Genomic DNA, 15,759 nt, shown 5'->3' on the forward strand with positions numbered 1-15,759 from the left:
ATCGGTCCTGCCAATTTCCGCCGGACCGGGCCTTCTCCCGAGGCGCCGGTCCTCCCCGGGTCAACCGATCGGCTGATGCGCCGTCGAGCGTACGGACCGCGCGGCTCGCCCGCCGCCGACCGGGCCGCCGCCGAAGTGTCCATCAGCGAGACGACCGTGAAGACCCGCCTCACCCATGTCCTCGCCTCACTCCGCCACCCGCAGCAGCAGCACGGAACGGGCGGGCACCGCCACCTCCGTACCGCCTTCGAGGACCGTGCCCGGAGCCTGCGCCTGGTCCTCCCGCGACGTGTCCAGGACCAGCTCGTAGGCGTCCGCCCACGGCGGGCCCGGCAGTTCGAAGGCGACCGGCTCCGCGCCCGCGTGCAGCACCGCCAGGAAGCTGTCGTCGGTGACCGGCTCGCCCCGCGCGTCCCGCCCCGGGATGTCCCGGCCCGAGAGGTACAGCCCGAGCGTGGCCGCCGGCGCGTACCAGTCGCCCTCCGTCATCTCCCGGCCGTCCCGGGCGAACCACGCCAGGTCCCGCAGCCCGTCCGGGGCCTGCGCCCGGCCGGAGAAGAACGCGCGGCGCCGCAGCACCGGATGGGTCCGGCGCAGCGTCAGCACCCGGGCCGTCAGCTCGGTCAGCTGCCGCCACGCGGGCTCCTCCAGGAGCGACCAGTCCAGCCAGCCGGTCTCGTTGTCCTGGCAGTAGGCGTTGTTGTTGCCGCCCTGCGTCCGGCCCATCTCGTCGCCCGCCACCAGCATCGGCACCCCGGTGGACAGCAGCAGGGTGGTCAGCAGGTTGCGGAGCTGGCGGCGGCGCAGCGCGTTGATCTCCGGATCGCCGCTCTCCCCCTCCGCCCCGCAGTTCCACGCCCGGTTGTCGTCCGTCCCGTCCCGGTTGCCCTCCCCGTTGGCCTCGTTGTGCTTCCGCTCGTAACTGACCAGGTCGCGCAGGGTGAAGCCGTCGTGCGCGGTGACGAAGTTGACCGAGGCGTACGGGCGGCGGCCGCCCCAGGCGTAGAGATCGCTGGAGCCGGTCAGCCGGTAGCCGAGGTCCCGTACGTCGGGGAGCGCGCCCCGCCAGAAGTCGCGCACCGCGTCCCGGTAGCGGTCGTTCCACTCGGTCCACAGCGGCGGGAAGGCCCCCACCTGGTAGCCGCCGTTGCCGACGTCCCACGGCTCGGCGATGAGCTTGACCCGGCGCAGCACCGGGTCCTGGGCGATCACCGCGAGGAAGGGGGAGAGCATGTCGACGTCGTGCATCGACCGCGCCAGGGCCGCCGCCAGGTCGAAGCGGAAGCCGTCGACGCCCATCTCGGTGACCCAGTAGCGCAGCGAGTCGGTGATGAGCCGCAGCACCTGGGGCTGCACCACGTGCAGGGTGTTGCCGCAGCCGGTGTAGTCGGCGTAGCGGCGCGGGTCCTGCTGGAGGCGGTAGTAGCCGCGGTTGTCGATGCCGCGCAGGGAGAGCATCGGGCCCAGCTCGCCGGCCTCGGCGGTGTGGTTGTAGACGACGTCCAGGATGACCTCGATCCCGGCGCCGTGCAGGGCGTGCACCATCCGCTTGAACTCGCCGACCTGCTGACCCGCCGTCCCGGAGGCGGAGTAGCCGGCGTGCGGGGCGAAGTAGCCGATGGAGTTGTAGCCCCAGTGGTTGCGCAGACCGCGCCGCAGCAGGTGGTCCTCGTGGGCGAACTGGTGCACCGGGAGCAGTTCGACGGCGGTCACCCCGAGCCGCGTCAGGTGCGCGATCGCGGCCGGGTGCGCCAGCCCCGCGTACGTGCCGCGCAGCTCGGGCGGGATGTCCGGATGCAGCTTGGTGAAGCCGCGCACATGCAGCTCGTAGATCACGGAGTCCGCCCACGGGGTCTTGGGGCGGCGGTCCTCCACCCAGTCGTCGTCGTCGCGGACGACCACGCCCTTGGGCACGAAGGGCGCCGAGTCCCGGTCGTCCCGCACGGTGTCGGCCACCGGCTGGTCCGGCCAGTCCCGTACGTGCCCGTACACCTCGGGCGGCAGGGCGAAGGACCCGTCGACCGCGCGGGCGTACGGGTCCAGCAGCAGCTTCGCCGCGTTCCAGCGGGCTCCCGTCCACGGGTCCCAGCGGCCGTGCACCCGGTAGCCGTACCGCTGTCCGGGCCGTACGCCGGGGACGAAGCCGTGCCAGATCTCATGGGTCAGCTCGGCCAGCGGGCAGCGGGTCTCCGCGCCCCGCTCGTCGAAGAGGCACAGCTCGACGGCCTCCGCCCCGCCCGCCCACAGGGCGAAGTTGGTGCCCGCCACCCCGTCCGGGCCGACCCGGAAGCGGGCTCCCAGCGGCATCGGCGCCCCGGGCCAGACGGCGGGGGGAGGCGCCACCGCCCGGGCGCCCCCGGGCCGGGCGGCGCCGGCGCGGCCGGCCTCCGCGACTGCCGCCCCGGCCGCCGCTTCGGGATCCTGTACTGCCTCCTGCTCGGCTGCGCTGGACACCGTGTCGCCTCCCGCGGCTCGTGGGACGGGCACCTGCGAGGGGCGCGCGGCGTCCCGGCCGCGGCCTCTTCGGGCAGTCCTCCCCCCTGTTCTGCCCACCGGACGGCCCGCACTCACGTTTCCCCCGACCGGCCCTGGTCGTTGGGGGGAGCGTGAACCACACAGCGAAGAGCGCACGGGCCGGCTCGGCCGCCGTGCTGACATGGGCAGGACTGCTGACCGTGCTGGCCCTTCTGACCGGCTGCACCGACGCCCGGGACGCCGTGTTCAACGGCAAGGGGCGACCCTCCGGCGACGCGATCAGCGTCTTCCCCGAGGACGGCGCGAAGGACGTGGACGAGGAGACCCGCGTCGCGGTGAAGGTCCCCGACGGGCGGCTGGAGAGCGTGCGGGTCAGGCGGATCGAGGACGCGCAGCAGCAGACGGTGGCCGGGCGCATCGCCGAGGACGGGAGGTCCTGGAAGCCGGAGCCCGCCGCGGGGCGGCTCGCCCTCGCCGCGAAGTACAGCATCGACGCGGTCGCCGTGGACGGGGACGGCCGCCGCTCCGCCAGGCACGCGACGTTCACCACGCTCGTCCCCGAACACCGCTTCATCGGCTACTTCAAACCGGAGAACCGCTCCACCGTCGGCACCGGCATGATCGTCTCGTTCTCCTTCAACCGCCCGGTCGCCGACCGGGCCGCGGTGGAGAAGGCCATCCGGGTGACGTCCGATCCGGTGGTCGAGGTCGCCGGCCACTGGTTCGGCAAGGACCGGCTCGACTTCCGCCCCCGGGCGTACTGGAAGCCCGGTACCGAGGTCACCGTCGACATCGGGCTGCGCGACGTCGAGGGCGCCCCGGGGGTCTACGGCAGCCAGGACAAGACCGTCGTCTTCACGGTCGGCCGCTCCCAGGTCTCCCGGGTCGACGCCGAGGAGAAGACCATGGAGGTGCGCCGGGACGGAGAACTCGTGGACACGATCCCGATCACCGCGGGGGCCCCGAAGACGACCACGTACAACGGGCGGATGGTCGTCACCGAGATGCACGAGGTGACCCGGATGAACGGGGCCACGGTCGGCTTCACCGACAAGAAGGGCAAGGGCGAGTACGACATCAAGGACGTTCCGCACGCGATCCGGCTCACCGAGTCCGGCACCTTCCTGCACGGCAACTACTGGGCCGACGAGTCCGTCTTCGGCGAGGAGAACGTCAGCCACGGCTGCGTCGGGCTGCGCGACGCCAAGGGCGGCAGCGGCTCCACACCCGGCGGCTGGTTCTTCGACCGGACCCTGATCGGCGACGTGGTCGAGGTGGTCAACTCCCGGGACAAGAAGGTCGCACCGGACAACGGGCTCAGCGGCTGGAACCTCGGCTGGAAGAAGTGGAAGGCCGGTTCCGCCCTGCGCTGACGCCCCGGGCCCCGTCGCCGGTCGCCCGCACCCCGCCGCCCGCCCCGGCACCCCGCGCCACCTGCACAGCTCCCCGGATCACTGGTACGGAACGGTGACATTCCGGGGGGAGTTCACCCCGCTCGCGGTGTGATTATCTTGCGGCGGCGCGCATGATTCGGCGCGCGGGGGTGCGGGCCACGGCGGGAGCCGGGCCGTGCGAGGGGAGACGACCACAGTGAACGGGCAGCCGATATCGGGGGCATCGGCCGGGGCGAGCGGGAAGCGGCGCGGCGGGCCGGGGCTCCGGCCCCTGGTCCTGGGGGCACTGCTGTTGCTGGTGACGGCGTGCGGCGGCGGCGACACCGGAGCGGGGGACGAGAAGGGGCCCGCGGGCAGCGCCAAGAAGGAGGACACGACCGCCTCGCAGGCGGTGGTGACCGTCGCGCCCGAGGACGGCGCGGAGTCCGTGGCGACCAGCGGCGCGCTGAAGATCGGCGCCACGCGGGGCAAGCTGACCACGGTGAAGGTCTCCGACCCCAAGGGCAACGCGGTCGAGGGCGAGATCGCGGCCGACGGCGCGAGCTGGAAGCCCGAGCGGCACCTCGCCGCCGCCACGAAGTACGCGGTGCACGCGGTGGCGAAGGACGCGGAGGGACGCGAGTCGGCGAAGGACACCACCTTCACCACGCTCGTCCCGGCGAACACCTTCATCGGGCACTACACGCCGGAGGACGGCTCGACCGTGGGGGTCGGCATGCCGGTCTCCATCAACTTCACCCGGGGTATCACCGACCCCGACGCGGTGGAGCGGGCGATCAAGGTGACGGCCGAGCCGGCCGTCGAGATCGAGCCCCACTGGTTCGGGAACGACCGTCTCGACTTCCGCCCGGAGAAGTACTGGGCGGCGGGCACCAAGGTGACCGTCGACCTCAACCTCGACGGCGTCGAGGGCCGGCCGGGCGTCTACGGCAAGCAGGCCAAGAAGGTGTCGTTCACCATCGGCCGCAGCCAGGTCTCCACCGTGGACGCGAGCGCCAAGCGGATGAAGGTGGTCCGTGACGGCAAGCAGATCAAGGACATCCCGATCTCCGCGGGCGCCCCGGCGACGACCACGTACAACGGCCAGATGGTCATCAGCGAGAAGCTCAAGGTGACGCGGATGAACGGCGACACCGTCGGCTTCGGCGGCGAGTACGACATCAAGGACGTGCCGCACGCCATGCGGCTGTCCACGTCGGGCACCTTCCTGCACGGCAACTACTGGGGCGCGTCCTCCATCTTCGGCAACAGCAACACCAGCCACGGCTGCGTCGGTCTGCGCGATGTGCGCGGCGGCTACGACAGCAAGACGCCCGCCGCCTGGTTCTACGACAAGTCGCTGATCGGCGACGTGGTCATCGTGAAGAACTCCCACGACAAGACCATCCAGCCCGACAACGGCCTCAACGGCTGGAACATGGACTGGGAGGAGTGGAAGAAGTAGGACTTCCCTCCGCTCCCCGATCCGCCCGGCGGGCCCGGTGCTGTGACCAACGGCACCGGGCCCGCCGTCGTTAGCGGTGGTTAACCTCTCATCATGACTGTGACCCTCGAAGTACGCGACGGCGTCGGCACGATCCTCCTGGACCGGCCGCCCATGAACGCCCTGGACGTGGCGATCCAGGACCGGCTGCGGGAACTGGCCGAGGAGGCGACCCGGCGCGAGGACGTGCGCTCGGTGATCCTCTACGGCGGCGAGAAGGTGTTCGCGGCGGGCGCGGACATCAAGGAGATGCAGGCGATGGACCACACGGCGATGGTCCTGAGGTCCAAGGGCCTCCAGGACGCCTTCACCGCCGTCGCCCGCATCCCCAAGCCGGTCGTCGCCGCCGTCACCGGCTACGCGCTCGGCGGCGGCTGCGAGCTGGCGCTCTGCGCCGACTTCCGGATCGCCGCGGACAACGCCAAGCTCGGCCAGCCGGAGATCCTCCTCGGCCTGATCCCGGGCGCGGGCGGCACCCAGCGGCTCGCCCGGCTGATCGGCCCCTCCCGGGCCAAGGACCTCATCTTCACCGGCCGCATGGTCAAGGCGGAGGAGGCGCTGGCGCTGGGTCTGGTGGACCGGGTGGTCCCGGCCGCCGAGGTCCACGAGCAGGCGCACGCCTGGGCCGCCAAGTTGGCCAAGGGCCCGGCTCTGGCGCTGCGTGCGGCCAAGGAGTCGATCGACGCCGGGCTGGAGACGGACATCGACACCGGCCTCACGATCGAGCGGAACTGGTTCTCCGGTCTGTTCGCCACCGAGGACCGCGAGCGGGGCATGCGCAGCTTCGTCGAGGAGGGGCCGGGCAAGGCCACCTTCGGCTGACCGGTAGTCAGAACGGATGGCCCGGTAGTCGGGTCGGGCCCTCCCGCGCGGGGAGTTCATCCGTCAGAGCGGATTATCCGGGCCTTAAGACAACCTTAAGGCCCGGAGTCGCCGTCGCCCGGGCTTTCCTCGTCGGGCCGGGCGTCGCCGCAGCTCAGCGCGGTTTTTCCGGGATCTCTTTTGCCAGTGGCATATGCCATGTGCCTGCTGGGTCAGGGGCTGCCGCGGGGTGCGGATTCCTCCGGAACGGCCCCGTGGGGCGATACGTGCGGCCATGATGGTGGGCATGGCGGGCCTGGAGGGTGTGGATCAGCCGCGACCGTGCAGCAGCGCGACCGCGGCGCGCTGGACGTCGACCATGGATGACGAACAGGCGTTCAAGGCGCTGGAGTTGTTCGGAGATCCGACCGAGGGGGAGGTTCGGCTGCCGTCCCGCCCGGAGTCGGCGGCGACGGCCCGGCGCATCACTTCCTGCGTCGTGCTCCGCCAGTGGGCCCTCTCGCCCCAGACCGCCGAGTACGCGGTACTGCTGGTCTCCGAACTCGTGGGGAACGCGGTGCGCCACACCGGGGCCCGGTCCTTCGGGCTGCGCATGGTCCGCCGTCGGGGCTGGATCCGGATCGAGGTGCGCGACCCCTCGCGCGGACTGCCGTGTCTGATGCCGGTCCGCGAGATGGACGTCAGCGGGCGCGGCCTCTTCCTCGTCGACAAGCTCTCCGACCGCTGGGGGGTGGACCTGCTGCCGCGCGGCAAGACCACCTGGTTCGAGATGCGCATCTCGGACCGCTGACGCGCCCGCAGCCTTCCGCCGGAACGCAGAAGCCCCCGGTCGGCCGTGGTGCGGCGCTGCGGGGGCTTCTGACGGGGACCGTGAAATGGGGGGTGTGTTCACGGCCGCTCGGGGCGACCTGGCCCGGGTCAGTGGGGGTCGTGGAACCGACTATGGCAGACGGGTGACCCCGGTGCCAAAGCGACTTTCGGAATATTTAACGAACAAATGGACAATCCTGGATGGAATCGCAGGTGTGCTCGGTCACTTGCCTGGTTTTCCATGCATTTTTATGGCGTCGTGTGAATGATTCATTGATCATTCGCTGAGCTGGACAATCGTCTCATTTCGGTCAGTGTGCCTCTACTGTGTCCCCGGGAACCGGTCGTACCCGAGGACGCGAGGTGGTCGGGCATGGACGGACGCGGGGCTCCGATGGGCCGCCGTGACGTGCTGGGCGCGGGGGCCGGGATGCTGGCCGCCGGCTTCGTCGCGGGCTGCGCGCGCGGCGACGGGTCCGGCCGGGCCGCCGGGCCCGGCCCCACCGGCGCCGCCGCCCCGGCCACACTCCCGGCCGCGGCCCCTCACCGCTTCCCCGGGCTGCCCTTCCGGATCGCACACGGTCCCCGCGACCGGCCCCGCGTCGCCCTCACCTTCGACGGGCGGGGCGATCCGGGCCTCGCCCGTACCGCTCTTGCCCGGTGCGAACGGGCCGGGGCACGCGTCACGGTGCTCGCGGTCGGCACGTGGCTCGCCGAGGACCCCGGGCTGGCCCGCCGGATCCTCGACGGCGGCCACGAGATCGGCAACCACACCGAGCGCCACCTCGACCTCGCGGCCCTGGACGAACACGCCGCGTACGAGGAGATCGCCGCCTGCGCCCGGCGGCTGCGCCGGCTCACCGGGTCCATCGGCGCCTGGTTCCGCCCCTCGCCCACCGCGTACGCCTCCCCCCTCCTCGAGCGTCTCGCCCGGCGGGCCGGCTACCCCCACGTCCTCGGCCGCGACGTGGAGTCGCACGACCACGCGGCCACCCGTGTCGCCGCCGTCACCCGGAAGGTCGCGGGGGAACTGCGCAACGGATCGGTGGTGGAGCTGAGTCTCGGCCGGCCGGTCACCGTCGACGCGCTGCCGCTGCTCCTCGCCGAGATCGGCCGCCGAGGGCTGCGTGCGGTGACGGCCACGGAGCTGTTGGGCCGACCGGCCGCCGAGGTCACCCGGACGGCCCGATAATCTGACCCTGACATTCGGCATCACGAAGGGGCGGAACTGTGGCGGACATCGAGTCGGCGCGGACGGCATTCGAGCGGTTCGACCGAGACGGCGACGGGCTCATCACGGCCAACGAGTACAAGAGCGCCATGGCTCAGCTGGGCGACCCCTTCGTCACCGAGACGGTGGCGCAGGCGATCATCAACGCCCACGACGGCAACGGTGACGGCATGCTCACCTTCGACGAGTTCTGGGCTTCGCAGAACAAGGTCTGAGCCGAGCAGAGCTGCGTCCGTCGCGGCGGTCGGTCCCGCGCCGTCGGGGACCGGCCGCCGCGTACGTCCGCAGGACCCCTGCCCGCCGTGCGCGGTTTGCTGTGGCTTTGTCCACCGACGAAAATCGAGCCGTGATGTTCTCCGGACCCCCGGCCGACCCGGCCACGCCGACGATGCCGTCCGGCGGCGCGCCGAGCGCCGTGCCGCCCGTCGTCGAGATGTCCCGGGAAGCGTCCGGGCCGACGCCGGGCCGCCGCTCGTGGACGGCCCCCCTCCTGCTCGGCGCGGCGGGCGTCCTCGCGCTCCTCGTCGCGCTGTTCGGGCCCGGGCTCATGGCCCGCGGCACCGGCGAGCTCCGGATACCCGGCGCGGGGCTCACCACCGTGCTCCGCACCGTCCTGTTCGCCGCGCTCGCCCTCCACCTGGGCGAACTCCTCGCCCCACAGCTCATCCGGCCCGTCCGGGGCCGCCCCCGCACCGCCGTACGGAGCTGGGCGGCGTACGCCGCGCTCGCCGGGGCAGCCGCCGCGGCCGGGCAGATCGTCCGGCTCGCCGCCGTCAGCGACCTCGGGATCACCGAGACCTACGGCACCCGGGAGGGCGGACTGCTCCTCCTCATCGCCAACGGCCTGGTCCTCGCCGCCCTCTGCGCCGCGAGCAAACGCCCCGCGCTCGCCCTGGCCCCGCTCGCCGTCGTCATCGGGGCGGAGGCCCTGCGGGCCCACCCGGAGGCGTACAGCCCCGAGTTCGGCGCCGCCCTCACCGTCGTCCATCTGACCGCCGCGTCGCTGTGGACCGGCGGCCTGCTGTACGTCCTGCGCACCATGTGGCTCTGGCGCGGCTCACCCGTCGCGGCCCGCGCCCTGCTCGGCCGCTACGCCCGCCTCGCGGTCTGGCTGTACGTCGCCCTCGCCGCCACCGGGACCGCCTCGACCCTGCGCCGGCTGCCGCTGGACGTGGTGTTCACCTCCGCCTACGGGCGCACCCTGCTGGTCAAGCTGGCCCTGATGGCCGTGGTCAGCGTGCTGGCGGTGGCGGCCCGGCGGCGGATGCTCCGGGACGCCGACCCGTCGGCCGCCCACCGGCTTGCCCGCCGGGAACAGGTCGTGCTGGGCCTGGTGGTGGTGGTCTCCGCCGTCCTCACCGTGGTCCCCGACCCGCACTGGATCTCCCTGCGGCCGTAGCGGGAGGCGCGACATCCGGCCGCGTACCGGGAGCGTGTCGCCGGGCCCCCGGGTAGCGTCGGAGACGACCGAGGGAGGCTTCACGGCGATGCGCGAGCACGGGGAGAGCGGAGACCGCGGCGAGCGGACGGTCCGACGGCTCGTCGAGGCGGCCGGCGCCGTGATCGACCGCGCCGGGTACTCCGGCGCGTCGACCCAGGAGATCCTGCGCCGGGCCGGAGTCTCCGCCGACGCCTTCCACGTCCACTTCGAGGGCAAGGAACAGCTCGGCAACGCGATCCTGGACCACCAGCACGCCTTCTTCCGGCGGATCTCCGATCAGGCGGATGCGGGCCCCGCCCCCGAGGTGTGGCTCCAGGCGCTGATCGACATCAGCCACCTGTACACCGCCGGCATCCTGGAGGACCCGGTCCTGCGGGCCGCCGTGCGCCTGTCGATCGAACCCGGCCCCTACCTGACCGCCGAGAGCTACGCGGGCCCCCTCGGCGCCGTCACCGCCGTCCTCCGGTCCGCCTGCGCCGCCGACGAGCTCCAGGACCACGTCACCCCGGAGGAGGCGTCCCGGACCATCGTCGGCTGCTACAGCGGGGTGCAGTTGCTCGCCCTCGCCCTCGACGAGCGCGACGCGCTGCACCAGCAGGTCAGCGCCATGTGGGCCCTGATCATGCCCGGTCTCGCCCGTCCCGCCGTCCTCACCCGGCTGCGCCTGGGCGCACCCCCGGCGGAGACGGCGCGGCAGCGCTGACGCCCGGCCCGCCCCGCGCGGGATCGCCCCGCCGCCTCAGCGCCGGTACGGGCGCCAGCCGCGCAACTCGTCGTCGCGGGGGGCCAGGACCAGCTCCGGCGCGCCCGGGCCGAAGACCGTCACGGGCCGCCGCGCGTCCCAGGACGGCCACCCCGGGTCCCCGTCCGTCGCGAAGTCCACCCACGCCCGGTGCATCGCGTCCGCCAGCTCCTGCGGGGCGTCCGGGCCGGTCAGGGCCATCGTGTCGGGGTGGGCGAGGGTGTCGAAGACGAAGCCCAGCTCCAGGGCGTGACAGGCGCCCAGGCGCTGTACGGGGGTCGGCCAGCCGAACTCGTACAGATACGTGGCGCCCGGCGCGCCGGTCCGGGCGTCGGCCAGCCGGTTGAGGGGGACCCGCAGCAGCAGGTCCGTCGCGAGCGCGCCGAGGATCTCCCCGGGGGCGGCGCCCGGGCGGTTGGCGCGGTAGACCCGGGCCGTCGCGCCCGGCACCCTGAACTTCAGCAGGGCGAGACGGAGTCGCAGCGCGCCGATCCTCTCGGTGAGGCCGCCGGGCACGAACCAGAGCCGGTACTCCTCGGTGTTCGTCCCCATCAGCAGGTCGATCCCGGCGGACGCGCCCGCGTGCAGCGCCTCCACCGGGTCGTGGGGCAGCAGTTCGCCGTCGACGACCAGCTGGAAGGAGTGCCGGCCGGTCAGCGGGTTCCCGCCGCCGGTCACCTCGGTCTGCGCGGTGAGCAGCGCCTCCGGGGCCACGGCGGCCAGTGCGGCGGCCGTCGCGGGCACCCCGAGCCGTTTCGCGATCAGCTCGGTCGTCCCGCGCGCGGCGGCGGGCGGCAGCGCGGCGGGCGCCCCGCTCTGGAGCACCGCCCGCCGCAGCAGCCCCGCCGACCGGGGCGAGGCCAGCAGGGCGGCGACGCTGACGGCCCCCGCCGACTCCCCGGCCACCGTCACCCGGTCCGGGTCGCCGCCGAACGCCGCGATGTTGTCGCGCACCCACTCCAGGGCGGCCAGCTGGTCCAGGAGCCCCCGGTTGGCGGGCGCGTCCGGGAGGACGCCGAAGCCCTCCACGCCCAGACGGTAGTTGACCGAGACGAGGACCACCCCGTCCCGGGCGAACGCGGACCCGTCGTATACCGGCACCGCCGAGGAGCCGTGCACCAGCGAACCCCCGTGGATCCACACGAGCACCGGCAGCCCGGTCGTGCCCCGCCCCGGCGACGGCGTCCACACGTTCAGGTTCAGACAGCCGTCGCCCGGCACCGCCGGATCCGGCAGCAGCCGGTCCAGCGGCGGGGCGTAGGGCCGCTTGGGGGCCGTCGGACCGTAGGCCACGGTCTCGCGCGCCCCCGTCCACGGCTCGGGGGGCGCGGGCGCGCGGAACCTGAGCGCGCCCACCGGCTCGGCCGCGTACGGGATGCCGCGGAAGACCGCGACACCCCGCTCCACCGCACCGCGCACCGTGCCGTGCACGGTCAGCGCCCGGGGGGACGTACCCGCCGTGATGTCGGCCATGCTGCGTGCCCACCCCTCTCGCGGTGCGGTGGTCCGGGCGGCTACTTCAGGTAGACCAACCCGTCCGTGGTCAGGGCCGGGCGGCCCTTCGTGCCGACGACGACGATCTTGACCGTGTGCTTGGCACTGGAGGACCAGGACTTCGTCCAGATCGCTTCCCGGTACTTCGTGGCGGAGGACTTCAGGTCCACCGTGGCGGCCTTCTTCCCGTCGACGTAGACGTATGCCTGCCCCGAAGTGGCGGCCCGCGACACCACCCAGGCGGCTGACCGGCCGGTGAACGTCCAGGTCAGGCTGGCGTTCTTGGTGCTGCTGGAGTAGGACTTGCCGCCCAGGTAGCTGCTGGAGGACTTCGTGGTCCACTTGCCGCCCTTCTTGGCGGCGGACTCCTGGAGGATCACCGGGGTGCCGGAGACCGAGGCGGCGGCCGTGTTGCCCGCGCGGTCGTACGCCGTCATCTTCCAGGCGGTCGCCTTGGCGGGCTTCGCGGTGTGCGAGGCGCTGCCCGTGGTCGGGCCGTACGTCTTCGCGACCGGGGCGGTCAGCCGGACCTCCTTGAGGGAGGCGGCGTCGGTGGCCTTCCACTTCAGGGTGAGCGGGACTGCGGTGGTGTTCACCGTGCCGGTGCGCAGGGTGAGGGCGGGCTTGGTGGAGAAGACCGGCGCCGCGGTGTCGGCGACCACGGTCGCGACCGGCGACAGGGAGGTCCTCCCCGACTGGTGGGTGGCCCGGACCTGCACGGAGTGCTTGCCGGCGGCGAGGACGGCCGACGCCGAGGTGACGTTGCCCTTGACCGAGGCCACCGGCTTTCCGCCGACGAGCAGTTCGTATCCCTTGACGAAGGAGGAGGGCGTCGCGGCCTTCCAGCCGACGGTGACCTTCGACCGGGTGTAGTACGTGGAGCCGGAGGCGCTCGCCCCGGTCACCGAGGCGATGGTCAGACCGGTGACGGGACCGGCGGCCAGGGAGCGGATGTCCGGGAGCTGGGTGTAGAGGCTGCCGCCGGGGCACTGGGTGTTGAACCCGTCCCGGTGTCCGGAGATCTGCTGGAAGGGGTAGGTCTTCCCCGCGGCGAACGACTTGCCGAAGAAGTTGCCGCCGTTCGCCCCGGCGGTGAGCTGGACGGAACCGGCCGGGTCGCCCCCGTACTGGCCGAGCTTCCACGCGGCGACGCGGGCGACGGCGGTGGTCGCGGCGGTGGCCGCCTTGGTGTCGGTGTACATGCCGATCACGGCGATTCCGGTGGTGTCCCGGTTGAACCCGTAGGTGTGCGCACCCATGACGGGCCGGTCCACACCGCCCTTGCGGCCCTCGAAGACCGTGCCGCACTTGTCGACGATGAAGTTGTAGCCGAGGTCCTTCCAGCCGTTCGACTTCACGTGGTACGTGTGCAGACCGCGCACGATGGCCGCCGAGTCGGCGCAGGAGTACGTGTTCGTCTGCGCCGTGTGGTGGACGAAGACGGCCTTGACCCGGTCCAGGTAGTCGGGCGCCTCGGTGCTGAGCGACTCGTCGGCCTGCCAGGCCGCCCGGGAGACGATCGGCGGCTGGGGGGCGGTGGACGGCGGGCCGGACGTCGGCGTGGGGGAGGCGGTGGGCGTCGTCGGCGAGGCGGACGGCGTCGGGGATTCGGTGCTCGGGCTCGGCGTGGGGCTCGGCGGCGCCGGGGTCTCGGTGGTCGGGGTGGGCGAGGGCTCGTCCGTGGGCGACTCGACCGGATCCTCCGTCGGCGGGGCGACCGTGGGCTCCTCGCCGGGGGTGGGCTCCTCGGAGGGGGTCTCCTCGACGCTGAACGCGGCCGGCTCGGCGGTGAGCCCGGTGGTGTCGCCGCCCGGGTCGACGGTGTCGAGCCGCAGCCCCTCGGGCAGTCCCGCCCGGGAGTCGTCACCGGCGCGGACGCGGACCTCGACGCCGTCGGAGGGGCCGACCCAGCGGGGTTCGGTGGTGCCGCGGACGCCGGATCGGCCGGTCTCGGTGCGGCCGTCGATCTCGGTGTCCAGGGGCAGCCAGCCGGTCCATGCGCCGGTGGCGGAGGAGCGGGTACGGGCCTCGACGGTCCCCGTCACCCGGGCGGCGGGATCGGTCCAGGTGACGCCGAGCAGACTGAAGGGCGCGGTGTCGCGCCGGGCGAGCGACGCGGAGCCGCCGTCGGACGAGGTCTTCAGCGCGGTCCTGTGCACATCGGACTTCACCGGGGCGGACTTGGCGTCCGCCGCCCGTCCGTCGCGGTCGGCGCCGGAGGTGCCGGTCACGCCCTGGAACACCAGGACACCCGCCACGGCCGCCGTCGCGACGGCGGCCGTGGTCCAAACTCTTCGCTGTGCTCTCACGTGTGATTCCCCGAGGACGACGCTGGCTGGATGGCAGGGCACTCCGGCCGGTCAGTCGCTGACCGGGGGCACGACGTCGCGTCGGCCCGGCCGGTGGGGCGACCCGGAACATGCTTGCGAGTCACAGTCTTCCATGCGGTCGGATCGGGCCACACCCCGCCTCGCCCGCCCCACCCCGGTCCCGGCCGGAAACATTCGATGGGCGCGGTAGCCCGGGGAGCGCCCTGTCGGCCCGGGAGGGCGCTCCCCGGGGTGGGGCCGGGTCGCACCGTTCAGGCGGCGAAGTGCCGGGACAGCGAGTCCCGTTCGTCCAGCTCCACCAGATCGGGGCGGGTGTAGCGCTCGGCGCGCGCGTGGTAGTCGAAGTCGCCCCGTACGAGGCCCCGGTAGTCCCGGACGCAGCGCTCCAGTGCGGTCCGGGTCGGGCCGTCGATGCCCGCCGCCTCGATTTCCTCGATCAGTTCCCTTTCCGCCCGCTGTACCCGCTCGGCTATACGGGCCAGCTGGATTCCGGCCTCGTCGACCGCTTCCTGGAGGGTGGATCCCCGGTCGCGCTGAATCAGCCGTACGGCGTTGTGCTCGTATCCGAGGGCTGCCTCCTTCTCGAAGGAGCAGATGTCGTTGCAGAGTCCGGAATGATCGGTGACCGCGTTCCGCAGGGCGATATAGGCGGGCAGACTGCGGGCGGAATCCGGGAGGTCGATTCCGGCGGTGATCTCGTGCAGGCAGAGAAAGGGCTGCATGGCGACCGAATCCCGCCGGTGCTTGGCGAATTCGGCCCGGCTCGGGACCTGTCCGGCGGCCCGCTCGACGGCCTCGGCGTAGTACGTCCACAGCCAGGCGGCGGTGTCCCGCCGGAACTGCCGGTTCCACTGCGGCGACCGCCCGCGGCAGGTGCGGTCCCGCAGCCCGGCGAGCGCCCGCTCCATCGGTCCGTTCGGCGCGGCCCCGTCGAAGACGTCCACCAGGCGGGCGATCGCCCGCTCGCACATCAGCGGATCGCGTCCCGCCGGACCGTCGTCGAACTCGTCGTCCACCAGGAAGGCCCAGAAAAGCCATTGGCAGAAGAGGTCGAGATGGGCCTGTGTGGCCTGCGGGAAGATGAGGGAGATCCATAGTTCCGGGCGTGTCCGGATCATTTTCCTCCGGGCCGGCACCGACAGGTCGAGCCCTTCGGCTGCGGCCCATTCCCAAGCGGCCTCGCGAGTTTCCGCCAGTCCTGGGTGGCATCCAGCGCTCTGGAACGGCATATGAAACGCCGGTAAGGTGATCTGGCTCATTGCTGCCCCTCGTCTGATGAATACGGGCGGACGATATCAACGACGCGTTCCGGGTGGCCGGACAAAGGGCGGGCCCGCCGGGTCGTGGCGGCCGGCGATCCGGCGGCCGGGTGACGGGACGACGTGCGAGGTGAGGGCGCCATCGCTGTCCTCCTCACTCCGCCGGGAGCCGCGGGCGTCCGGGGCGGGCCGACGAACTGGCGGGCCGGCGCGTCACCATGTGTAATGCCCAGTCAACCCCGAGTGGAGGTGTCGGGGGAAGCCATGTGTGACCGAAA

At 72.8% G+C, this 15,759-nt stretch carries 12 protein-coding genes; 8 read left to right on the forward strand and 4 right to left on the reverse strand.

Features of this window, described 5'->3' with window-relative positions:
* Positions 1 to 186 precede the first annotated feature (186 nt).
* Entirely contained in the window at positions 187 to 2,454 is a 2,268-nt protein-coding gene (gene glgX / locus DTB53_RS00735) for a glycogen debranching protein GlgX (RefSeq protein ID WP_012378973.1), read from the reverse strand.
* A 152-nt stretch (positions 2,455 to 2,606) separates the two neighbouring features.
* On the opposite strand from glgX, the gene DTB53_RS00740 reads away from it, so the two are divergent.
* From DTB53_RS00740 to DTB53_RS00775, 8 genes are all read left to right on the forward strand, one after another.
* Positions 2,607 to 3,848, forward strand: coding sequence for a L,D-transpeptidase (locus DTB53_RS00740; RefSeq protein ID WP_012378972.1), 1,242 nt, complete (start codon positions 2,607 to 2,609; stop codon positions 3,846 to 3,848).
* 217 nt (positions 3,849 to 4,065) lie between these two features.
* Positions 4,066 to 5,313: a L,D-transpeptidase gene (locus DTB53_RS00745; protein WP_030702681.1), complete on the forward strand. Its 1,248-nt coding sequence runs from the start codon at positions 4,066 to 4,068 to the stop codon at positions 5,311 to 5,313.
* A gap of 93 nt (positions 5,314 to 5,406) precedes the next feature.
* On the forward strand, positions 5,407 to 6,174 hold the full coding sequence (locus tag DTB53_RS00750; protein ID WP_003966166.1) for an enoyl-CoA hydratase/isomerase family protein: 768 nt from the start codon (positions 5,407 to 5,409) through the stop codon (positions 6,172 to 6,174).
* Between the two features lie 274 nt (positions 6,175 to 6,448).
* A complete protein-coding gene (locus tag DTB53_RS00755; protein WP_030702676.1) occupies positions 6,449 to 6,964 on the forward strand; it encodes an ATP-binding protein in 516 nt (171 codons plus the stop codon).
* A 393-nt stretch (positions 6,965 to 7,357) separates the two neighbouring features.
* Entirely contained in the window at positions 7,358 to 8,176 is an 819-nt protein-coding gene (locus tag DTB53_RS00760; RefSeq protein ID WP_042496079.1) for a polysaccharide deacetylase family protein, read from the forward strand.
* 38 nt (positions 8,177 to 8,214) lie between these two features.
* Positions 8,215 to 8,430 (forward strand): EF-hand domain-containing protein, encoded by a 216-nt coding sequence (locus DTB53_RS00765; RefSeq protein WP_003966162.1) that lies wholly within the window; start codon positions 8,215 to 8,217, stop codon positions 8,428 to 8,430.
* A gap of 134 nt (positions 8,431 to 8,564) precedes the next feature.
* A complete protein-coding gene (locus tag DTB53_RS00770) occupies positions 8,565 to 9,614 on the forward strand; it encodes a CopD family protein (protein WP_012378970.1) in 1,050 nt (349 codons plus the stop codon).
* Between the two features lie 88 nt (positions 9,615 to 9,702).
* Positions 9,703 to 10,359, forward strand: coding sequence for a TetR family transcriptional regulator (locus DTB53_RS00775; RefSeq protein ID WP_012378969.1), 657 nt, complete (start codon positions 9,703 to 9,705; stop codon positions 10,357 to 10,359).
* 36 nt (positions 10,360 to 10,395) lie between these two features.
* Here DTB53_RS00775 and DTB53_RS00780 read toward each other — a convergent pair whose 3' ends face one another.
* The 3 genes from DTB53_RS00780 to DTB53_RS00790 all read right to left on the reverse strand — a co-directional run bounded on the left by DTB53_RS00780 (position 10,396) and on the right by DTB53_RS00790 (position 15,340).
* Entirely contained in the window at positions 10,396 to 11,871 is a 1,476-nt protein-coding gene (locus DTB53_RS00780; RefSeq protein WP_012378968.1) for a carboxylesterase/lipase family protein, read from the reverse strand.
* A 41-nt stretch (positions 11,872 to 11,912) separates the two neighbouring features.
* On the reverse strand, positions 11,913 to 14,201 hold the full coding sequence (locus DTB53_RS00785) for a peptidoglycan recognition protein family protein (RefSeq protein WP_012378967.1): 2,289 nt from the start codon (positions 14,199 to 14,201) through the stop codon (positions 11,913 to 11,915).
* Between the two features lie 272 nt (positions 14,202 to 14,473).
* Positions 14,474 to 15,340, reverse strand: a complete 867-nt coding sequence (locus DTB53_RS00790) for a terpene synthase family protein (RefSeq protein WP_409351194.1) — start codon at positions 15,338 to 15,340, stop codon at positions 14,474 to 14,476.
* Between the last annotated feature and the right edge of the window lie 419 nt (positions 15,341 to 15,759).

Origin of the sequence: Streptomyces griseus (assembly GCF_900460065.1) — a bacterium.
GTDB lineage: Bacteria > Actinomycetota > Actinomycetes > Streptomycetales > Streptomycetaceae > Streptomyces > Streptomyces griseus.